Annotated in this window: 14 protein-coding genes; 7 read left to right on the top strand and 7 right to left on the bottom strand. The window is 64.4% G+C overall.

Annotated elements, in window-relative coordinates:
- The first annotated feature begins 147 nt into the window (after positions 1–147).
- From AC3EDY_RS10160 to AC3EDY_RS10150, 3 genes are all read left to right on the top strand, one after another.
- Entirely contained in the window at positions 148–447 is a 300-nt protein-coding gene (locus AC3EDY_RS10160) for an integration host factor subunit alpha (protein ID WP_488572526.1), read from the top strand.
- Positions 448–459: 12 nt separating this feature from the next.
- Positions 460–921 (top strand): MerR family transcriptional regulator, encoded by a 462-nt coding sequence (locus AC3EDY_RS10155; protein WP_488572377.1) that lies wholly within the window; start codon positions 460–462, stop codon positions 919–921.
- Between the two features lie 183 nt (positions 922–1,104).
- The gene (locus AC3EDY_RS10150; RefSeq protein WP_488572376.1) at positions 1,105–1,659 is read left to right on the top strand and encodes a fasciclin domain-containing protein; all 555 of its coding nucleotides are present in this window, start codon (positions 1,105–1,107) and stop codon (positions 1,657–1,659) included.
- A gap of 110 nt (positions 1,660–1,769) precedes the next feature.
- Here AC3EDY_RS10150 and AC3EDY_RS10145 read toward each other — a convergent pair whose 3' ends face one another.
- A complete protein-coding gene (locus AC3EDY_RS10145) occupies positions 1,770–3,380 on the bottom strand; it encodes a lysine--tRNA ligase (RefSeq protein ID WP_488572375.1) in 1,611 nt (536 codons plus the stop codon).
- 152 nt (positions 3,381–3,532) lie between these two features.
- Complete coding sequence (locus tag AC3EDY_RS10140; RefSeq protein ID WP_488572374.1) at positions 3,533–4,414, bottom strand: flagellin N-terminal helical domain-containing protein; 882 nt, start codon at positions 4,412–4,414, stop codon at positions 3,533–3,535.
- 161 nt (positions 4,415–4,575) lie between these two features.
- Here AC3EDY_RS10140 and AC3EDY_RS10135 point away from each other — a divergent pair, with 161 nt between their 5' ends.
- The 4 genes from AC3EDY_RS10135 to AC3EDY_RS10120 all read left to right on the top strand — a co-directional run bounded on the left by AC3EDY_RS10135 (position 4,576) and on the right by AC3EDY_RS10120 (position 9,987).
- Complete coding sequence (locus AC3EDY_RS10135) at positions 4,576–7,356, top strand: ATP-dependent DNA helicase (protein WP_488572373.1); 2,781 nt, start codon at positions 4,576–4,578, stop codon at positions 7,354–7,356.
- Positions 7,353–7,898, top strand: a complete 546-nt coding sequence (locus tag AC3EDY_RS10130) for a SixA phosphatase family protein (protein ID WP_488572372.1) — start codon at positions 7,353–7,355, stop codon at positions 7,896–7,898. Before AC3EDY_RS10135 ends, AC3EDY_RS10130 begins: the two co-directional genes overlap by 4 nt.
- 215 nt (positions 7,899–8,113) lie before the next feature.
- Positions 8,114–8,992: a helix-turn-helix domain-containing protein gene (locus tag AC3EDY_RS10125; protein WP_488572371.1), complete on the top strand. Its 879-nt coding sequence runs from the start codon at positions 8,114–8,116 to the stop codon at positions 8,990–8,992.
- Between the two features lie 92 nt (positions 8,993–9,084).
- Positions 9,085–9,987 (top strand): alpha/beta hydrolase, encoded by a 903-nt coding sequence (locus tag AC3EDY_RS10120; protein WP_488572370.1) that lies wholly within the window; start codon positions 9,085–9,087, stop codon positions 9,985–9,987.
- Between the two features lie 222 nt (positions 9,988–10,209).
- Here the strand turns inward: AC3EDY_RS10120 and AC3EDY_RS10115 are convergent, their stop codons facing one another.
- From AC3EDY_RS10115 to kdpB, 5 genes are all read right to left on the bottom strand, one after another.
- Positions 10,210–11,493, bottom strand: a complete 1,284-nt coding sequence (locus tag AC3EDY_RS10115; protein WP_488572369.1) for a glycosyltransferase — start codon at positions 11,491–11,493, stop codon at positions 10,210–10,212.
- Positions 11,494–11,753: 260 nt separating this feature from the next.
- Positions 11,754–12,443, bottom strand: a complete 690-nt coding sequence (locus tag AC3EDY_RS10110) for a response regulator (RefSeq protein ID WP_488572368.1) — start codon at positions 12,441–12,443, stop codon at positions 11,754–11,756.
- Positions 12,440–15,100, bottom strand: a complete 2,661-nt coding sequence (locus tag AC3EDY_RS10105; protein WP_488572367.1) for a DUF4118 domain-containing protein — start codon at positions 15,098–15,100, stop codon at positions 12,440–12,442. The genes AC3EDY_RS10110 and AC3EDY_RS10105 overlap by 4 nt, the downstream gene beginning before the upstream one ends.
- A complete protein-coding gene (gene kdpC, locus AC3EDY_RS10100; RefSeq protein ID WP_488572366.1) occupies positions 15,097–15,693 on the bottom strand; it encodes a potassium-transporting ATPase subunit KdpC in 597 nt (198 codons plus the stop codon). The genes AC3EDY_RS10105 and kdpC overlap by 4 nt, the downstream gene beginning before the upstream one ends.
- Before the next feature lie 10 nt (positions 15,694–15,703).
- Entirely contained in the window at positions 15,704–17,719 is a 2,016-nt protein-coding gene (gene kdpB / locus AC3EDY_RS10095) for a potassium-transporting ATPase subunit KdpB (protein WP_488572365.1), read from the bottom strand.
- Positions 17,720–17,725: the final 6 nt, after the last annotated feature.

Below are 17,725 nucleotides of genomic sequence, written 5' to 3'. Positions count from 1 at the left end.
AGCGATCCGTAGCATACCGCCGAAGCCGGATTTTTGCTGCGCGGAAAATCCGATCGGTTTCGGCGGTGTCGATGGCATTGCCTGTCCCGCAAAACGCGCTATTGTATGGGATGGGAAGAGATTTTTTTACCGGGGGGTAAATTTATGATGCGTTCAATTGGTACGCTCACTCGGGCCGATCTGGCCGAGAGCATCAATCGCCGGGTCGGTTTGTCGCGGGCTGAATCGCTCGACATGGTCGAAGCGATCCTGCAGCATATGAGCGGCGCGCTGGCCGAGGGCCAGAACGTCAAGATTTCCGGATTCGGCACTTTCCTGCTGCGGGACAAGGCCGAACGCATCGGACGCAACCCCAAGACCGGGGTCGAAGTGCCGATCACCCCGCGCCGGGTCCTGACATTCCGCGCCAGCCAGATGCTCAAGGATCGCATCAGCGACGGTTCCTGATAGATTGGATTCATGACGGATAAGGGCCATCTCGTTTCTCCCGAAAGCGTGATTGATGATGGCAAGGCGCCAGACGCTTTGCGCACGATCGGAGAGGTGGCCCGGCTCCTGGGCGTGAAACCGCATGTCCTGCGCTATTGGGAAGATCAGTTCCCGATGCTGCGCCCGCTGACGCGCGCCGGCAACCGGCGTTATTACCGGGCGCACGACATGGCCCTGGTCGCGACGATCGACCGCCTGCTCAACCACGAAGGCTATACGATCCGCGGCGCTCGCCAGGCACTGGAAGGCGGGCCGCCTGTGAAACGGCCCGTGGTGACGCAACGTGCGCAGGCGCCATTCGCCCCGGAGGCTCCGCCTGATCCGCCACCGGTTCCCCCGCTGGAGGCCGAGCTGGTCGCCGCGGTGGCGCGGCTGCGCTTGCATCTCGAACAAATCCGCTCTGGCCTGGCGCTCGCTCTGGACGAGGGGTGATCTGCGGGGGAATCGGGCAGCGCGCCCTCACAGCCTAAAAGGGCATGGTGGCTGGCTTGTCTGGAAAGGCATTTGCTTTTCAAAACTTTACCGCGCATTGCCCTTGTGGGCATGCCGCGGGCTCGGAACGCTTCGCGCATTTCGTTGTTCGACCGGCGGCAATGATGCCATTGGAGAGTTCCCATGCTCAAGAGCAAGTTTTGTGCGTCGCTGGCTGCAGTCGGTCTGGCGCTCGTATTGACCCCAGCGGCCCAGGCCGCTTCCAAGACGGTCGGCGGCGCCGCGATGGTGGATAGCAAAACGATCGTGGAAAACGCCTCGCAATCGGCCGATCACACCACGCTGGTTGCTGCCGTCAAGGCTGCCGGCCTGGTCGACACGCTGAACGGCCGGGGGCCTTTCACGGTCTTTGCGCCCACCAACGCCGCTTTTGCCGCCTTGCCCGCCGGCACTGTTGAAACGCTGCTCAAGCCGGAAAACAACGCCGCCCTCGTCAAGGTTCTGACCTATCACGTGATCGCCGGCAAAGTGACCGCGGCCGATCTCGTCGGCAAGATCAAGGCCGGCGGTGGCAGTGCGTCGGTCACCACGGTGGAAGGCGAGCCGCTGACCGCCAGCCTGGACGGCAGCAACGTGGTGCTGACCGACGCCAAGGGCGGCAAGGCAACCGTGACCATTGCCGACGTGCCCCAGTCGAACGGTGTGGTCCACGTGATCAATGCCGTGCTGCTGCCCTGAGCGAACACGACCGGGCCTGAAGCGAAACGGAATAGCCGTCGTGGATCTTCAGACCCGCCTCCGACACCGTCATCAAGCCCCCTCCCGCCACCGGGAGGGGCATTTGCCGCTCAGGCTTCCAGCGCCTCGGCGATGAGTCTGCGTGTATTGCCGATGCCGTAGAGCGCGATGAAGCTACCCATGCGTGGCCCCTGCGAAGAGCCGAGCAGGGTTTCATACAAAGCCTTGAACCAGTCCCGCAGACTTTCGAAGCCGTAGAGCGGGTCCTTGCCGATCGCATAGACGATGTTCTGCAATTCCTCTGCCGTGGCATCGTCGCTGGTCGCCGCCAGTTCTTCGTCCAGAGCTGCAAGGGCCGCTGCCTCGCCCGCTTCCGGCTTGCGTCTTATCAGCGTCGGGGCGATGAAATCGCGGTTGTAGGCCAGCGCCCGCGTCACCAGCGCATCGAGTGCGGGGTGCGCGGCCGGATCGGCATCGTGCACATAGTTGGCCAGGTATGACCACACCTGTTCGCGCGTGGCATGGGCGCCCAGCACGCCGACAAGGTTGAGCAGCAGGCCATAGGTGACCGGCAGCCTGTCGCCCGCGCCCGCCGTTTCGCCATTGACGCGCAAAAGATGCCACACCGGGTTGCCCAGTTGTTGCTCGACGGGCTGGGTGGCCAGCTTTTCGCGAAACTGCCAGTACTCGTCGACCGCCCGCGGGATCACGCCTACATGCAGGGACTTGGCGCTGCGGGGCTCGCGGAAAATGTAAAACCCCAGCGATTCCTCGCTGCCATAATCGAGCCATTGCTCGATGGTCAGGCCATTGCCTTTGGACTTGGAGATCTTCTCGCCCTTCTCGTCGAGGAACAACTCGTAGATCAGGCCTTCGGGGCGACGCCCGCCGAGCACCTGGGCAATGCGCCCGGACTGGGTCACGCTGTCGGTCAGGTCCTTGCCGCACATCTCGTAATCGACGCCCAACGTTACCCAACGCATGGCCCAATCGACTTTCCACTGCAGCTTGGCCTTGCCGCCCAGGATCGATTGCTCGACCGTTTCACCGGTTACGTCGGTAAAGCGGATCATGCCGGCCTCCGGATCCACCACCTCGACCGGCACTTGCAGTACCTGGCCATTGCCGGGTGAAATCGGCAAAACGGGCGAATAGGTCTGGCGCCGTTCCTCGCGCAAGGTTGGCAGCATGATCGCCATGATCGCGTCGAAATGGCGCAGCACGTTCCTGAGCGCTTCGTCGAACCCACCGGAATTGTAGCGTTCCGCGCCGGAAACGAATTCATAGTCGAAGCCGAAGCGATCGAGGAATTCACGCAGCATTGCGTTGTTGTGGTGGGCGAAGCTTTCGAACTTGCCGAACGGGTCGGGAATGCGGCTAAGCGGCTCCTGCAGGTGGGCGGCCAGCATGTCCTTGTTGGGAACGTTGTCGGGCACTTTGCGCAGCCCGTCCATGTCGTCGGAAAAGGCCACCAGACGGGTAGGGTGCCCGCCGGTCAGCACTTCATAGGCGCGACGCACCAGCGTGGTGCGCAAGACTTCCTGGAACGTGCCGATATGCGGAAGGCCCGAGGGGCCATAGCCGGTTTCGAACAGCACGGGCACCAGCGCGCCGGCCGCATCCCTTTTTCCGTCGGGATAGCGCTTGACCAGCTTGCGCGCTTCTTCGAACGGCCAGGACTTCGAGGCATGGGCGGCGGCGGTGAGTTCGGTCTGGGTCATGACTCCCGCCCTTTCGCGTCTCGCGGGCGGGATGGCAAGGTCTTTGGCCCTCATGCGGCCGCCGGTTGCATGCGAAAATGCGGTACAACCCTGCAAGCAAGGCTGCACCGCATTTCCGTGGAGGCTCCCGAAGCGCGATGTGGATGGGGGTCTTACTTCAGGAGCGTCAGGACATTCTGCTGGTTCTGGTTCGCCTGCGAAATCATCGCAGTCGATGCCTGGGCCAGGATCTGGGCCTTGGCCATGGCCGTGGTTTCAGCAGAATAATCGGTATCGAGAATGCGGCTGCGCGCATCCGAAAGGTTGGTGACGTTGTCGTTCAGGTTGTTGACCACCGACTGCAGGCGGTTCTGCCCGGCACCAAACTCGGCGCGCACGGCCGTCACCTGCAGCAGAACGGCATCGATGTTGTCCATCGTGGCTTCGGCCTTGGTGGGATCGGAAACGTCGAGTGCCTGGGTGGTGGACGCCGGGTCATAGGCCGAAGCACCGCTGCCGAACATGACCTGCCCGTCAAAGGCCTTGGACCGCAGCGTGACGACATTGCCGGTCTGCGCGCCGGCCTGGATGTCGAGCGTCAAATCGTCCGTGCCGTCGGTGGCCGGCGTGGAAGCCATCACTTTGAACACGTTGTTGCCGTTGAACAGCGAGTTGTTGAGCACGTCGGAAATCTGCGCGGTCAGGTTGGCCACTTCCGATTGCATCGCCACGCGGTCGGAGTCCTGGTAAGTCGCCGATTTGGACTGCACCGCCAGTTCGCGGATGCGCTGCAGCATGGCCGTGACTTCGTTGAGCGCGCCATCGGCGGTCTGCGCCATCGAGATGCCGTCGTTGGCGTTGCGCACGCCCTGCTGCATGCCCTGGATCTGCGCGGTCATCGTCGTGGTGATGGCAAGACCCGCGGCATCGTCCTTGGCGCTGTTGATGCGCTTGCCGGTCGAAAGGCGCTGCATGGCGATGCCGGTTTGCTGTGAGGCTGTGACGGAAGCATTGGCGGCACGCATCGCCGCGATGTTGGTATTGATAACTGCCATTTCCCATTCTCCACTATGGGTTGAGGAGCGATCCGGCGGTTCCCATCCGGTTCGGCAGCAAAGACGGCGATGCCTCGGTTTGTTTAAGAGCAGGCGGCACATGCGGCCCGCAATCCCGGCTTCGGCTTGCTCCGCGTTCCATTTTCGTTCACAGGATCAGGATGGCCGACCCTGCCGTTCCAGACCCGGGCGATCCAGCCCCGCCGGCGCTCGATCTGCCGGCCATTCATGCCAATCATGGCGGTTGCTGGCTACGCGGGCTGGACATGTTTCCGTCCACCAGGGCCGTCGGCAAGGGGGACGCGATCGTGGCCGCGGCCGATACGCCGCTGCTCCTGCTCAATGCCCCGCTGGTGGCCAGTCGCCTCGGCTATCCCGATCTGTCAGGCCTTGATCTGCTGGAGCTTTTTGCCTTCATCCACCCGGCGCGGTTCATGGTGCCCACGCCAAAGGGGCTGGCCGACGTGCTGGGCCTGCCCTTGCCGCAGGGCGATGCCGATGTCCCCTTGCTGCTGCAACAGGCCGCCGAAGCCCTGCTGGCGACGGCAGGCGCCGCCGGCTGGGCCGAGCGGGAAGGGGCGTGGAGCGCGCTGCAATCGCTGATCAAGCTCGGCTGGCCTTGGGCGACGCTGCTGTCGGGCCGGATCGCTCGCCCCGAGCGTGCGGAGCGCTGGCTGTTCTCGCGCCTGCCGGAATGGGAAGAGGCCGGCGAGCGACCGCAGCCCGCGCAAGTCGTGCTCGATCCCGGGGCGGTGGAAGCGCGCCTCGCCACGCTGACCGGGGCCGGGGCGGAAGACCGGCCGGGCCAGCGCGCCTTTGCTCGCGAGGCAGCGCGGATGTTTGCGCCACGCCGGGGTACACGCCAGCCGCATATCGTGCTGGCGCAAGCGGGCACGGGCACCGGCAAGACGCTCGGCTATCTCGCGCCCGCTTCGATGTGGACGCGCGATTCGGGCGGAACCGTCTGGGTTTCGACTTATACCAAGGCATTGCAGCGGCAATTGCGCCGCGAAAGCGCCCGTGCCTTTGCCCCGCCGCCGCCGGGCAGCAAGACGCCGCCACCGGTGGTCGTGCGCAAGGGGCGGGAAAACTATCTGTGCCTGCTCAATCTGGAAGATGCGCTGCAGGGGGGCTTTACCGGGCGCCCGGCCGTGCTGGCGCAACTCGTGGCGCGCTGGGCCGCCTATAGCCAGGATGGCGACATGATTGGCGGCGATCTCCCCGGCTGGCTCGCCACGTTGTTCCGCAGGCGCGGCATCGCCGCGCTGACCGACCAGCGCGGCGAATGCGTCTATGCCGGCTGCCCGCATTATCGCAAATGCTTTATCGAACGCGCGGCGCGCGCCAGTGCCGAGGCGGAACTGGTGATCGCCAACCATGCACTGGTCATGGTCAATGCCGCGCGCGGGCGCGATACGGCGCAGCGCCCCACGCGCATCGTGTTCGATGAAGGGCATCACGTGTTCGATGCAGCCGACAGCACGTTCGGCGCCGCGCTGACCGGTTCGGAAACGATCGAGTTGCGGCGCTGGGTGATCGGGCCCGAAAGCAAGGCGCGCGGGCGCCGGCGCGGGCTTTCGGCGCGGCTGGCCGATGTCGCCGGTTATGACGAAGATGGCGCCCAGGCCATTGCCGATGCGCGCCGGGCCGCGGAACGGCTGCCCGCCGAAGGCTGGCTGGCGCGGATTGCCGATGGTGCCCCCGAAGGACCGGTGGAACGCCTGCTCGCGGCCGTGCGCGCCACGGTTCTCGCGCGCGACGAAAGCGGAGGAACAGAGGCGGGCTATGGCCTGGAAACCGAAGCGGCCCAGCTCGACGGACCGCTGCTGGAGGCGGCCGCCGCCGCGCTGGAAACGCTTGAAGACCTGCGCCAGCCGCTCCTGCGCCTGACCGTGCGGCTGGAAGCGATCGTCGAGGAAGGGCCTGACTGGCTCGATGCGCAGGCCCGCGCGCGGATCGAAGGCGCGCGCGGCGCCATCCAGTGGCGCACCGATCTGCTGGCCGGCTGGGTCGCGCTGCTGGGGCGGCTGGGGGGGCCTGCCGATCCCGATCACGTCGATTGGCTGGCACTCGACCGTTCCGATGGGCGGGAATGGGACATGGGGCTGCACCGCCACTATCTTGATCCGATGAAGCCTTTTGCCGATGCGGTGCTGGCACCCGCGCATGGCGTGCTGATGACCTCGGCCACACTGACCGACGACGAGGACTGGAGCGGCGCCGTCGCCCGCAGCGGCGCGGCGCGGCTTGACGTGCAGCCCCACCTTTTCGCGGTGAAAAGCCCGTTCGACTATCCCAATCAGGCGCAGGTGCTGATCGTGACCGACGTGCCCAGGGGTGACATCGCCGGGCTGGCGGGTGCCTATGCCCGCCTGATCGAGGCAAGCGGCGGCGGGGTGCTGGGCCTGTTCACCGCCATCCGCCGCCTGCGCGCGGTGCATGGGCGCATTGCGGACCGGCTCGCCCGTGCCGGCCTGCCGCTCTATGCCCAGCACGTGGACCCGATCGACACGGGCACGCTGGTGGATATCTTCCGCGATGATCCGCGCGCGTCGCTGCTGGGTACCGATGCCTTGCGCGACGGGGTGGACGTGCCGGGCCGGTCGCTCCGCCTGGTGGTGATGGAGCAGGTGCCTTGGCCCAAGCCCTCGATCCTGCACCGCGCCCGCCGCATGGCCGCCCCGCGCGAGGAAGGCGGCGCGCAAGGGTTTGATGACCGGATCATTCGCGCGCGGCTGGCCCAGGCGTTCGGCCGGCTGATCCGCTCGGCGCAGGATCGCGGGCATTTCGTCGTGCTGTCGTCCGCGTTTCCTTCGCGCCTGCTGTCGGCTTTCCCGGCGGGCACGCCGGTGCGCCGCGTCAGTCTCGAGCAGGCTTTACAATCCATCGCCGGGCGTGTTGATGAAGCGGCGCCGGGATCGAAAGTCGAAAGTTCGCCGTGAAGACGCTTGCCCTGTTCCGCCACGCCAAATCCGACTGGAGCGATGCCCGTGCCCGCGATTTCGACCGGCCGCTGAACGGGCGTGGCCAGCGCGGCGCTCTGGCCATGGGCCAGCATGTGCGCGACAGCGGGCGCCGCTTCGACCGGGTGATCGCCTCGCCCGCGGTGCGCGTGGCCGAAACCGTGGAATGGGCCAGCAAGGCGTGGAACCGCGTGTTTCCGGTGGAATGGGACCGCCGCATCTATCTCGCCAGTTCAGCCACGCTTGTCGATCTGCTGCGCGCCTTGCCGGGCGACCCGCAAAGCGTCTTGATGATCGGCCACAATCCCGGCCTTGAAGACCTGATTTTCGACCTGGTGCCCGACGACGGATCAAGCCCCTTGCGCGAAGTGGTGGAAGCCAAGTTCCCCACCGCCGCCTTCGCCGTGCTGGAACTTGACGTGACGCGCTGGGCCGAGATCGACAGCAATTGCGCGCGGCTGGTGGCGTTGACGCGGCCACGTGATCTCGATCCCGCGCTCGGGCCGCAGCCACAGGGCTGAATGGCTGGCGCTGATCGAAGGCCGGTTATTCACGATCACCGCATTGAATGTTCGATTTGGCCTGAAGCCGCCATTTGACTTTTGGAACCGATCCTCGCCGCCGTTAGTGACGGCTTCTGGCTGGTGCACGGAACATTCCGGTTTGCCTCTGTCGATGCGCTCGTTCAGACGCTAAAGTGTTGCCGAAACAACAGGCACTGAGGAGCGAGGGCGGCTTGGTCAGTTATCAGGACATCTATCCCTCGCCTGCCATCCTGCGCAGCTTCGATATCGTACGCCCGCGTGCGGCCGAATTGCTGAACCTCGAGTATTTCGAAGCGGAACCTGCCGGGATGCCGCATGAGATCTTCTCGCAGCACCATCTCCTCCTCAATCTGCGCGAAACTCCGATGCGGGTCGAGAACTGGCGCGACGCGATGCATCGTGATTTCACTTTTCTGCCGAACGAGATCGTGCTGACCCCCGCCGGCATCCGTAGCGGCTGGCACTGGCACGAGCGATCGAAAGTCATCGTCATCACGATCATGCCGGACATGCTCGATCGCTTTGCGACGACCGAATTGGGACTCGTGCTGGGCCAGCGCCAGCTATGGGATACACCACAAGCACTCGATGCCGATCTCTGCCAGTCGGGGATCATGCTGCTCGATGCTCTGCGTAACCGCGCGACGGGATCGGAAGTGATGTACGAATCCCTGGCGCGCATCTTCCTGGTCAAGCTCATCCAGCGCTATGGCGAACTTCGCAGCGAGGCGCTCGATTTCAGCCGGGGCTTCACCGCCAGCCACTACAAGCGAGTGCTGGATTTCGTGGCCGCCCGGTTTGCGGGGCCGATCACGATCGAGGAGATGGCGCAGGTCGCGGGCCTCAGCCCGGCGCACTTCTCGCGGCTGTTCAAGGAGGTTCTGGGCGACAGCCCCTATCAGTTCGTCATGGATTACCGGGTCGAGCAAGCCAAACGGATGCTGAGCGAGCGCGGCCGGCCGATCATCGATATCGCGCTCGCGTGCGGCTTTGCCGACCAGGCGCATTTCAGCCGCATCTTCAAGCGCCTCACCGGCCAGACCCCGCGCGCCTTCCGTCTGGCGCGGTAGCAGGATCGTTCAAAAACTTCCGACGCCTGTTCAAGCCCGGCAGGCCAGACTGCGGCAAAAGCATCTCGTCACTTCAAGCCGAGGAGCAAGCCATGAACACTGTCGAGAATATCACCAAGGTCCGTTTTCCCAGCGCCGAGGCGGGCGTCGATCTCGTCGGCGATCTCTACGCCCCGCTGATTGACCGCATCGACAGCGCCGCGTTCGTCATCATCGGGCCGATGACTTTCCAGAAGGAGCAGGCGCCGACCCAGTATGCGCGCCGCCTTGCGGCGATGGGCCACACCGCGCTCGTGTTCGACACCCGCTACCGCGGCGAGAGCGGCGGTGAGCCCCGGGCATGGGAGAACCCCTGGCACAAGGTTGCCGACATCATCAGTGCCGCCGCCTTCCTGCGCAGCCAGCCCGGCGTCAACCCCGAGCGACTGATCGGCCTCGGCATCTGCCAGGGCAGCTCGGAAATGCTGCGCGCGGTCGCGGAGGATGACATGCTCAAGGCCGGCGTCACGCTCGCAGGCCAGTATCGTGATCACGAAGGCGATATCGCCTGGCTGAGCGAGGAGGGTTATGCGGCACGCCTCGCCCAAGGCCAGGCCGCCAAGGCCAAATACGATGCCACCGGCGAAATCGACTATGTCGCTGCCGTCGACGAATTCGACATGAATGTCGGCATGCCGGGCAAATTCGTGTGGGACTGGTATCACGTCTGGGCCGACACGGGCCTGTGGGACAACCGCTATGCGGTCATGAGCGATGCGGACCTGCTGCCCTACGAGTCGATCAGCGCGGCACGAAACCTCACCAAACCCTACTTGCTGATCCACAGTGACAACAGCTTCCTTCCCGACGCCGCCCGGCGCCATTTCGAAGCCATGCCCTCCACCCGCAAGACGCTGCTGTGGGACGGGGACACGCCGCACCTGAGCTACTACGATCAGCCCGAGGTTCTCGACCGGACCGCGGCCTCGATCGAGAAGTGGGTGTCGGAACTCTGAAACTGCCGAGCAACGCCCCGTTTCGCAAAGCTGCCGGCTCTCCCGGCGCCACGAAACGGGGCGTGATGGCCCTACCGACCAACTCACGCCATTTCCAATGCACGCGAGTGACATCAGCTCCCGCTGCAACCTGCCAGCGAGACATGTCGGGAGCAATCGTGGCATAGCCAAAGTTAGCAGTTTTCTGGATATCCAAGCTTGCAACTGGCAATGGCGAGCACATCACCGTTCCCTCATCACTCGCTCGATTAGGCGCGCGGATAATCCCGCTCCGTCTTCTCGCATAATCAACTCCGCTAGCCGCCTTGCCTCAGCGTGGCAGTGGTCGTTTGTCAGAAGCTCCGACAGGATTGGTGAGACTGGTCTAGCTGCGAAAAGCCTGGCTGCGACAACCCGGCCAATGCCGAGGCGCTGGATTCTTGTGCCATTGTCATATTGGTCGCCCATGTGCGGAACGACGAGTTGCGGCTTACCGGCACGAAGGGCCTGACCCGTGGTGCCGATCCCGCCGTGATGCACGATCGCGGCGGCGTGAGGGAACAGGAGCGAGTGTGGCGCGTAGCGACAAGCGAATATCCTGTCGTCCGACTGTCCACTGTGGCCGCCGCCATGGAGGAGGACCGCGCGCCGGCCGAGCTTCCTCGCGAGCTTTTCCGCCTCGCCATAGAAATCGCCCGGGGCGAAAACGGCGAAGGAACCGAGCGTGAATACGAGCGGGGCAGGTCCCGCATCAAGGAACGCGGCAAGCGCAGGATCCAGTTGCGGCGGAGCGCCGTTTTCGCTGTCGAAAAACGGGAAGCCCACCACTTCGGACCGTGGCGACGCGTCGGGCGGCAGGGGCGCGAAGTGCGGCGAATAGCAGCATAGGGTGAGCGCCGCACGGCGCCCTCCGTCCAGGAGCAGCGCTTCGCGCGATGGTTCCAAACCATTGGCCTGGCGTACGGCGTTGATCCGCGCTCCATAACGATGCCGCAGGACGGCGCGCATCAGCCGATAGACCGACCGGTTCCAGCCTCTGCCAAGTGCACCCGGCGAAGGACCGGCCAAGATCCTGAACTGCGGGGTTCGGGGTGGATCGTCTTTGGAAAAGAGGGTCATCGGTTGAAGCACGACATTGACCAGCGGCAGGCCGTGCTTTTCCGCTGCGATGCTGGCCGCGAAGGCGAACAGCGAAGCGACCACAAGATCGGCCGGATCGAGCAAGGAGTCGAGTGCGACAACGCTGTCGGCCACCGAGGGCATCAGCACTTGCTCCATAAGGAACTTCTGATCGCTCATGACCCGCGCCACAGCGTCGCGATCGGAAACACCCATGCGCTGTCTGATCGTTTCGAAGGAGGGTAGGATCGCTTGCCCCTCGAGACCAGCTGCATGGACCTTGGCGACATGGTCCTCGGGAACCGCGAGCACGACGCTGTGGCCACACTGCTTCAACGCCAGACCCATCGCGATGAAAGGATGCAGATCGCCCAGTGATCCGATGGTGACCAATACGATCCTCAGCATGGGCACGGACATGGCAAACGAGCACTACAGCCCGAAGACAACAACCACATTGTGGTCGTGTTAGGAACTGCGGATCCAAGGCCTGTCGGCCGCCAGCGGCAATTACCCCGCTGAGCTGAGAACCGGCCTTTGCCGACCAATTCAAACCGTTCGTTTGCATGACAGCGGATGCCAACCCTTGCCGTAACCTGCTGTCAGCACATATTGGTTATTACAGCGATGTCTTTGCCAAAAGACGCGTTTTCACCGAACCTTGCTGCTCACGTGTCGCAGATCAGGCGGTAGCCAATTCCCGGCTCATTGAGGATCAGCGATGGCTGCGAGGGGTCGTTCTCCAGTTTGAGCCGTATTGCCCGTGCCGCCACGCGCAGGTACTCGACATCGGATTCGTGCCCCTTGCCCCAGACGGAGCGAAGCATCTGGGCATGGGTTACGACGCGCCCAGGCGATTTGCCGAGTTCGGCAACGAAGCTGTACTCCTTCGGCGTCAGGTGAATTTGCCGGCCTTCCTTACGAACGACCCGCGCATCAAGGTCGATTTCGATATCGCCATGCCGCAGGACCGGCGTGGCGATTTCCCGGGCCTGGCGGTGCCGCAAAGCCGCCCGGATGCGCGCCAGGACTTCGTCATTGTCGAAGGGCTTGGAGATGTAATCGTCGGCGCCGAGATCAAGAGCGGCGACCTTTTCCTCGGTTGCGTCACGCGCAGAGATCACGATGACCGCGCTGCCTGATCGCTTGAGCACCGGAATGAGCTCCAGACCATCACGGTCGGGAAGACCAAGATCAAGGAGTACGACATCGGGCTTGTCGATCTCGATCGAAGACATAGCTTCCCTGGCCGTGCCCGCCTCGACGACACGATTGTCGGTACGGGCAAGACCCGAACGCAACAGGCGCCGAATGGCAAGTTCGTCGTCCACGACCAGAACCGTCGGTCGATGCATCATAGCGCTGGCAGTTCCTTCAGCTGGCCGGCCGGAAAGCGGATGACGAAAGACGCTCCCATGCCGTCTCGGCGGTTTGCCGCTGCAACATCAAGGCCCATGGCCTCGGCGAAGCCTTTGACGATGGCGAGGCCAAGCCCGGTACCTCCGCCACGATCCGAGCCTTCGATGCGGGAAAAGGTGTCGAAGATGCGCAGCTCCTGCCCCGGCGGGATACCTGGACCCTCATCCTCGATGATCAACGCTATCTCCCTTCGGTCATACCGGGCGGTGATGGCGATAGGCGCGCCTTCGTTACCATGTTTGGCCGCGTTCTCGATCAGATTGATCAGGCAATGATGGAACAGCTGCGGATCGGCCATGACGAGTGGCAGGTCTGCCGGCAGCGCGACATTGACCGGATGCTGCCGCAGCATCGCTTTGAGGTCGTGCAGCGCGCTTCCGACGGCTTCGGACAGATCGACCGGGACGGTGGACTGGCGCAGTGATCCCGCCTCTATCCGCACCATGTCGAGCAGATTGGCGACAAAGCGATGAAGCCTCTCCGCCTCGGCCCTGATCTCGGTCAACTGCACGTCCTGCTCGCCGGAAAGCGCCCGGATCTCCTTGAGATTTCCGAGAATGGTGGTGAGTGGCGTGCGCAAATCATGACTGACGGACGAAAGCAGCGCATGACGCAGCCGGTCCCGCTCGCGCACCTGGGCAAGTGCCTGCATTTCCCCTTCGAGCATCATGCGCTCGAGCGCAAGGCCCGCCTGATCGAGCAGGCTCATGAGCAGCGGCAACTGGTCCGACCTTACCGCTGCGCTTGCATCCGGCCGTGACAGACCGAACACGGCAAGGACCTTTTCGGACGAACCGAGCGGATAGAACAGCCATTCGGATGCCGTCAGCGTGTCCGAGCCCATTCCCGCAGGCTTATTGTGGGAAAAACACCATTGCGCCGCGGCGCTGTCGAGCGTTTCGAGCCGGCAACCGGGTGGCACCGACGCGCGCAGAGCCAGCTGATCGCCGCGAGGCATCAGCACGGCGGCATTGGCTTCGAACAAGCGGCCGATCTCGCTGGAGATGACCCGGGCCAGCTCGTCCACGCTGCTGATCCCGGTAAGCTTGCGTGCGAAGCCTGCAAGCGCGCTGTTCTGGGCCGAGCTCTCCCGCGCCAGCAGCGCCTGGTCGCGCACGCGTGCGGCAAGCTGGCTGGCCGCCACCGCCACGCCCAGGAGCACGAGCACGGTGACGATGTTCTGCGGATCCTGGATCGTGAAAGTCAGCGTGGGCGGAATGAAGAAGAAATTATAGGCGAGCGAGGAAACAAGCCCCGTGACGACCGCGGTGCGCAAACCATATCGCGTCGCCGCCACCAGCACGGGCAGCAGGAACAGCAAGCCGACATTGGTGATGTTGCCCCGCGTAAAGATTGCCACCCCGCCGAGCGTGACCAGGCCTGTGAGCCCCAGCGAGACGAGGTATCCTGCAAGGCTGCCCCAGGCACCTTCGGGCCGCGTGCGGCGCAGCCGCCGATGGTCTGCGCCGGCCATGCCAAGCGGCAGCACGTGGACCGCAAGGTCCGGGGTCTCGCGCACGAGCCGGTCGACGATCGAACCGTGACGCAGCTCGAACCAGCGCGAACGCATCGACTTGCCAACGATCAGCTGGGTAGCGCGCATGTCGGAAGCATAGCGCCTGAGACCTTCGAACACGGTCTCGGCCGGTACGCTTGCCACTTCGGCTCCAAGCTGGGTTGCAAGGTGCATCGTTTCGGCAAGCTGGCTGTTTTCTGCAGGGGTGAAAGTGATCGCGCGGGGTGTCTCGATGTGTACGACCGACCACGATGCGCGCAAGGCATCGGCAAGCCGCTTGGCAGCTCTGACCAGCTCAGCCGCACCGGGCTGTTCGCTGATCGCAACCAGCAGACGGTCGCTGACCGCGAAGGTGCCGGCCACGGCATTGGCGCGCATGTAGTCGAGCATCTGGGCATCGACCGCCTGCGCTGCCCGGCGCAGCGCAAGCTCGCGCAGGGCTGAAAGGTTGGACTTGGAGAAATAGTGCGTGAGCGCGCGCGTCGCTTCGTCGGGCACGTAGACCTTGCCCTGGCGCAGCCGCTCGATCAGTTCGTCCGGCGGAATATCCACGATTTCCAGATCGGCGCTCTCGATTACCCGATCGGGCAGCGTCTTCCGAACGCGTACCCTGGTAAAGGACGCGACCAGATCGTTCAGGCTTTCGAGATGCTGGATATTGAGCGTCGAATAGACATCGATCCCGGCCTCGAGCAGTTCCTCGACATCCTGATAGCGTTTGTCGTGGCGGCTTCCGGGCGCGTTGGTGTGAGCGAGCTCGTCGACCAGGACAAGCTGGGGCCGTCGGACGAGAATGGCATCGATGTCCATCTCGTCCAGCTGGTGCCCCTCGTAGGCGACCTTGCGGCGGGGAACGATCTCGAAGCCATGAACCTTGGCCTGCGTATCCCTGCGGCCATGAGTCTCGACAATGCCTATGACGACATCGACACCCGCCTCGCGCCGCGATGCGCCGTCGCTCAGCATCTCGTATGTCTTGCCCACACCTGGCGCGGCACCGAGAAAGACTTTGAGACGGCCTTTCCCATCGCGCACGGTGCTGCGCAAAAGGGCATCGGGATCAGGCCGCGTTTCGTTCATCGCTGCCGTTGTGCGCCGGGCGGTGGCAGGCTGTCGAGTGCAAGATTGAGTTCCAGGACGTTGACGCGCGGCTCTCCCAGGAAGCCGGCGAGGGGGCTTTCGACATGACCGGCGACGAGCGCCCGGACCGGCGCCTCGCCAAGTCCGCGCGCTCTTGCGACGCGCGCAACCTGGAAAAAGGCTGCCTCGGGACTGATGTGAGGATCAAGTCCCGAGGCAGAAGTGGTCACCAGGTCAGGCGGAACAGAGACACCCGGTGAAGTCCGCAGCGCAGCCACGTCGGCTTGCACGCGATCGGAAAGGGCCTGGCTTGCCGGCCCGAGGTTCGAACCTGCCGAAGCGGTCGCGTCGTAACCCTTGCCGGCGGCGGACGGACGGCCGTGAAAATAGCGCTCGCTGGCAAATGCCTGGCCGATGAGCGACGAGCCGATGGCTCGTCCGTTGCGCTCGATCAGGCTGCCGTTGGCGGCACCGGGAAACAGGACCTGCGCGGCAGCGGTAAGTGCGAGCGGGTAGGCGATCCCGAGCAGGAGCGCGAAAAGGACGGTCAGGACGAGCGCCGGGCGCAGGGCAGAGACAAGATCCTTGAACATTCTGTTATCCTCAGGCGAGGTGGAGGCCGGTGATCACGAGGTCGATCGCCTTGATGCCGGCAAAGGGAGCGACAAGGCCCCCGAGGCCATAGATCGCAAGATTGCGCGCGAGCAGCGGTCCCGCTGCCATCGGGCGGTAGGTCACCCCGCGCAAGGCAAGCGGCACCAGCGCGGGAATGATCAGGGCGTTGAAGATGATCGCCGAAAGGATCGCGCTTTCCGGCGACGCAAGGCCCATCACGTTCAGCTTGCCGAGGCCGGGATAGAGGGCCACGAACATCGCCGGAATAATGGCAAAGTATTTGGCAACGTCGTTCGCGACCGAGAAAGTCGTCAGTGCCCCGCGGGTCATCAGCAACTGCTTGCCGAGACCCACGATCTCGATCAGCTTCGTCGGGTCGCTGTCGAGGTCGACCATATTGCCCGCCTCCCGCGCCGCCTGCGTGCCCGTGTTCATCGCAACGCCGACATCGGCCTGGGCAAGCGCCGGTGCGTCGTTGGTGCCGTCGCCGCACATCGCCACCAGCTTGCCGCCCTGCTGTTCCTTGCGGATGAGCGCGAGCTTGTCTTCAGGGGTGGCTTCCGCAAGGAAGTCATCGACGCCGGCCTCGGCCGCGATCGCCGCGGCGGTGAGCGGATTGTCGCCGGTGATCATCACGGTCCGGATGCCCATGCGGCGCAGTTCGGCAAACCGCTCCCGCACCCCGGCCTTGATCACGTCCTTGAGCGCGATGACGCCAAGCAATCTGCCATTGAGCGCGACGGCAAGAGGCGTCTGGCCCGAACGCGCGATGTCTTCGGAAATGCGCCTTAGTTCAGCTGCCGAAGCGCTCCCCGCGGCTTCGGGGTTTGCACGAAGGATAGCGTCGACCGCGCCTTTCTGCACCAGGTCCTGCCGTGTCCGAAGGCCGGAGAGACGGGTCTGCGCCGTGAAGGGTATGACTTCGGCGTCTTCGGGAAGCCCGGCCATGGCGATCCCAAACCGTTCGCGCGCGAGCACCACGATGGAGCGTCCTTCGGGCGTCTCGTCAGCGAGACTGGCAAGCAGTGCCGATTCGGCAAGCGTAATCGCCTGAACATCGTTCACCGGCCGGAATTCCGCCGCCTGGCGATCGCCGATCGTGATCGTGCCGGTCTTGTCGAGCAGGAGAACGTCGACGTCACCGGCGGCTTCGACCGCACGACCCGACTTCGCCAGCACGTTGAAACGCACGAGCCGATCCATGCCGGCAATGCCGATCGCCGAAAGCAGCGCGGCGATCGTCGTGGGAATGAGCGTGATCAGCAGTGCGGCAAGGACCGCCACCGGAATCGCACCGCCGGCATAGCTCGCAAAAGCGGGAATCGTTGCGACGGCAATCAGGAAGATGATCGTCAGACCGACCAGCAGGATCGTCAGCGCGATCTCGTTCGGCGTCTTCTGCCGCTCAGCCCCTTCGACCAGGGCGATCATCCGGTCGAGAAAGCCCCGGCCCGGCTCCTGGGTGACGCGAACGCGAATCCAGTCGGAGATAACCCGCGTTCCGGCGGTGACGGCCGAGCGATCGCCGCCCGCCTCGCGGATGACCGGAGCGCTCTCGCCCGTGATCGCCGCTTCGTTGACCGATGCAACGCCGGCGATGACTTCGCCATCGGCAGGAATGAGATCGCCCGTTTCGACCAGCACTTCATCGCCGCGTCGCAGATGCGAGGCCGCAACGGTGCGGCCATCGGGCAGGCGGGCGACGAGGTCGCTCTTGGTCGCGTGCAGCGAGGCGGCCTGGGCCCGTCCGCGTCCTTCGGCGAGGGCTTCGGCAAAGGTGCCGAACAGCACGGTAAGCCACAGCCATACGATCAGTTGCGCCTGGAAGCCGAAAGGCAGCGGCTCGTCGCCGATGACCAGCAGCACGGTCAGGAGCAATGCGACCACCGCCGTCGTGAACAGCACCGGATTGCGCACGAGTTCACGCGGGCTCAGCTTGGCGAACGCTTCGCGCGCGGCGGGCGCGACCAGGCTGGCTGAAAACATCGAAGATGCGGTTGTCATGGAAAC

It is taken from the genome of Novosphingobium sp. DS6-6, assembly GCF_057784975.1.
The sequence above is the reverse complement of the archived record's forward strand: the minus strand, read 5'-3'. Positions and strand labels throughout refer to the sequence as shown.

What these genes read in the sequence shown, in the direction of transcription:
- AC3EDY_RS10145 (WP_488572375.1), bottom strand. Translation starts at nt 3,380, where the DNA reads ATGACCCAGACCGAACTCACCGCCGCCGCCCATGCCTCGAAGTCCTGG.
- AC3EDY_RS10105 (WP_488572367.1), bottom strand. Translation starts at nt 15,100, where the DNA reads ATGAACGAAACGCGGCCTGATCCCGATGCCCTTTTGCGCAGCACCGTG.
- AC3EDY_RS10110 (WP_488572368.1), bottom strand. Translation starts at nt 12,443, where the DNA reads ATGATGCATCGACCGACGGTTCTGGTCGTGGACGACGAACTTGCCATT.
- AC3EDY_RS10155 (WP_488572377.1), top strand. Translation starts at nt 460, where the DNA reads ATGACGGATAAGGGCCATCTCGTTTCTCCCGAAAGCGTGATTGATGAT.
- AC3EDY_RS10160 (WP_488572526.1), top strand. Translation starts at nt 148, where the DNA reads ATGCGTTCAATTGGTACGCTCACTCGGGCCGATCTGGCCGAGAGCATC.
- AC3EDY_RS10140 (WP_488572374.1), bottom strand. Translation starts at nt 4,414, where the DNA reads ATGGCAGTTATCAATACCAACATCGCGGCGATGCGTGCCGCCAATGCT.
- AC3EDY_RS10150 (WP_488572376.1), top strand. Translation starts at nt 1,105, where the DNA reads ATGCTCAAGAGCAAGTTTTGTGCGTCGCTGGCTGCAGTCGGTCTGGCG.
- kdpC (WP_488572366.1), bottom strand. Translation starts at nt 15,693, where the DNA reads ATGTTCAAGGATCTTGTCTCTGCCCTGCGCCCGGCGCTCGTCCTGACC.
- AC3EDY_RS10115 (WP_488572369.1), bottom strand. Translation starts at nt 11,493, where the DNA reads ATGCTGAGGATCGTATTGGTCACCATCGGATCACTGGGCGATCTGCAT.
- kdpB (WP_488572365.1), bottom strand. Translation starts at nt 17,719, where the DNA reads ATGACAACCGCATCTTCGATGTTTTCAGCCAGCCTGGTCGCGCCCGCC.
- AC3EDY_RS10135 (WP_488572373.1), top strand. Translation starts at nt 4,576, where the DNA reads ATGGCCGACCCTGCCGTTCCAGACCCGGGCGATCCAGCCCCGCCGGCG.
- AC3EDY_RS10120 (WP_488572370.1), top strand. Translation starts at nt 9,085, where the DNA reads ATGAACACTGTCGAGAATATCACCAAGGTCCGTTTTCCCAGCGCCGAG.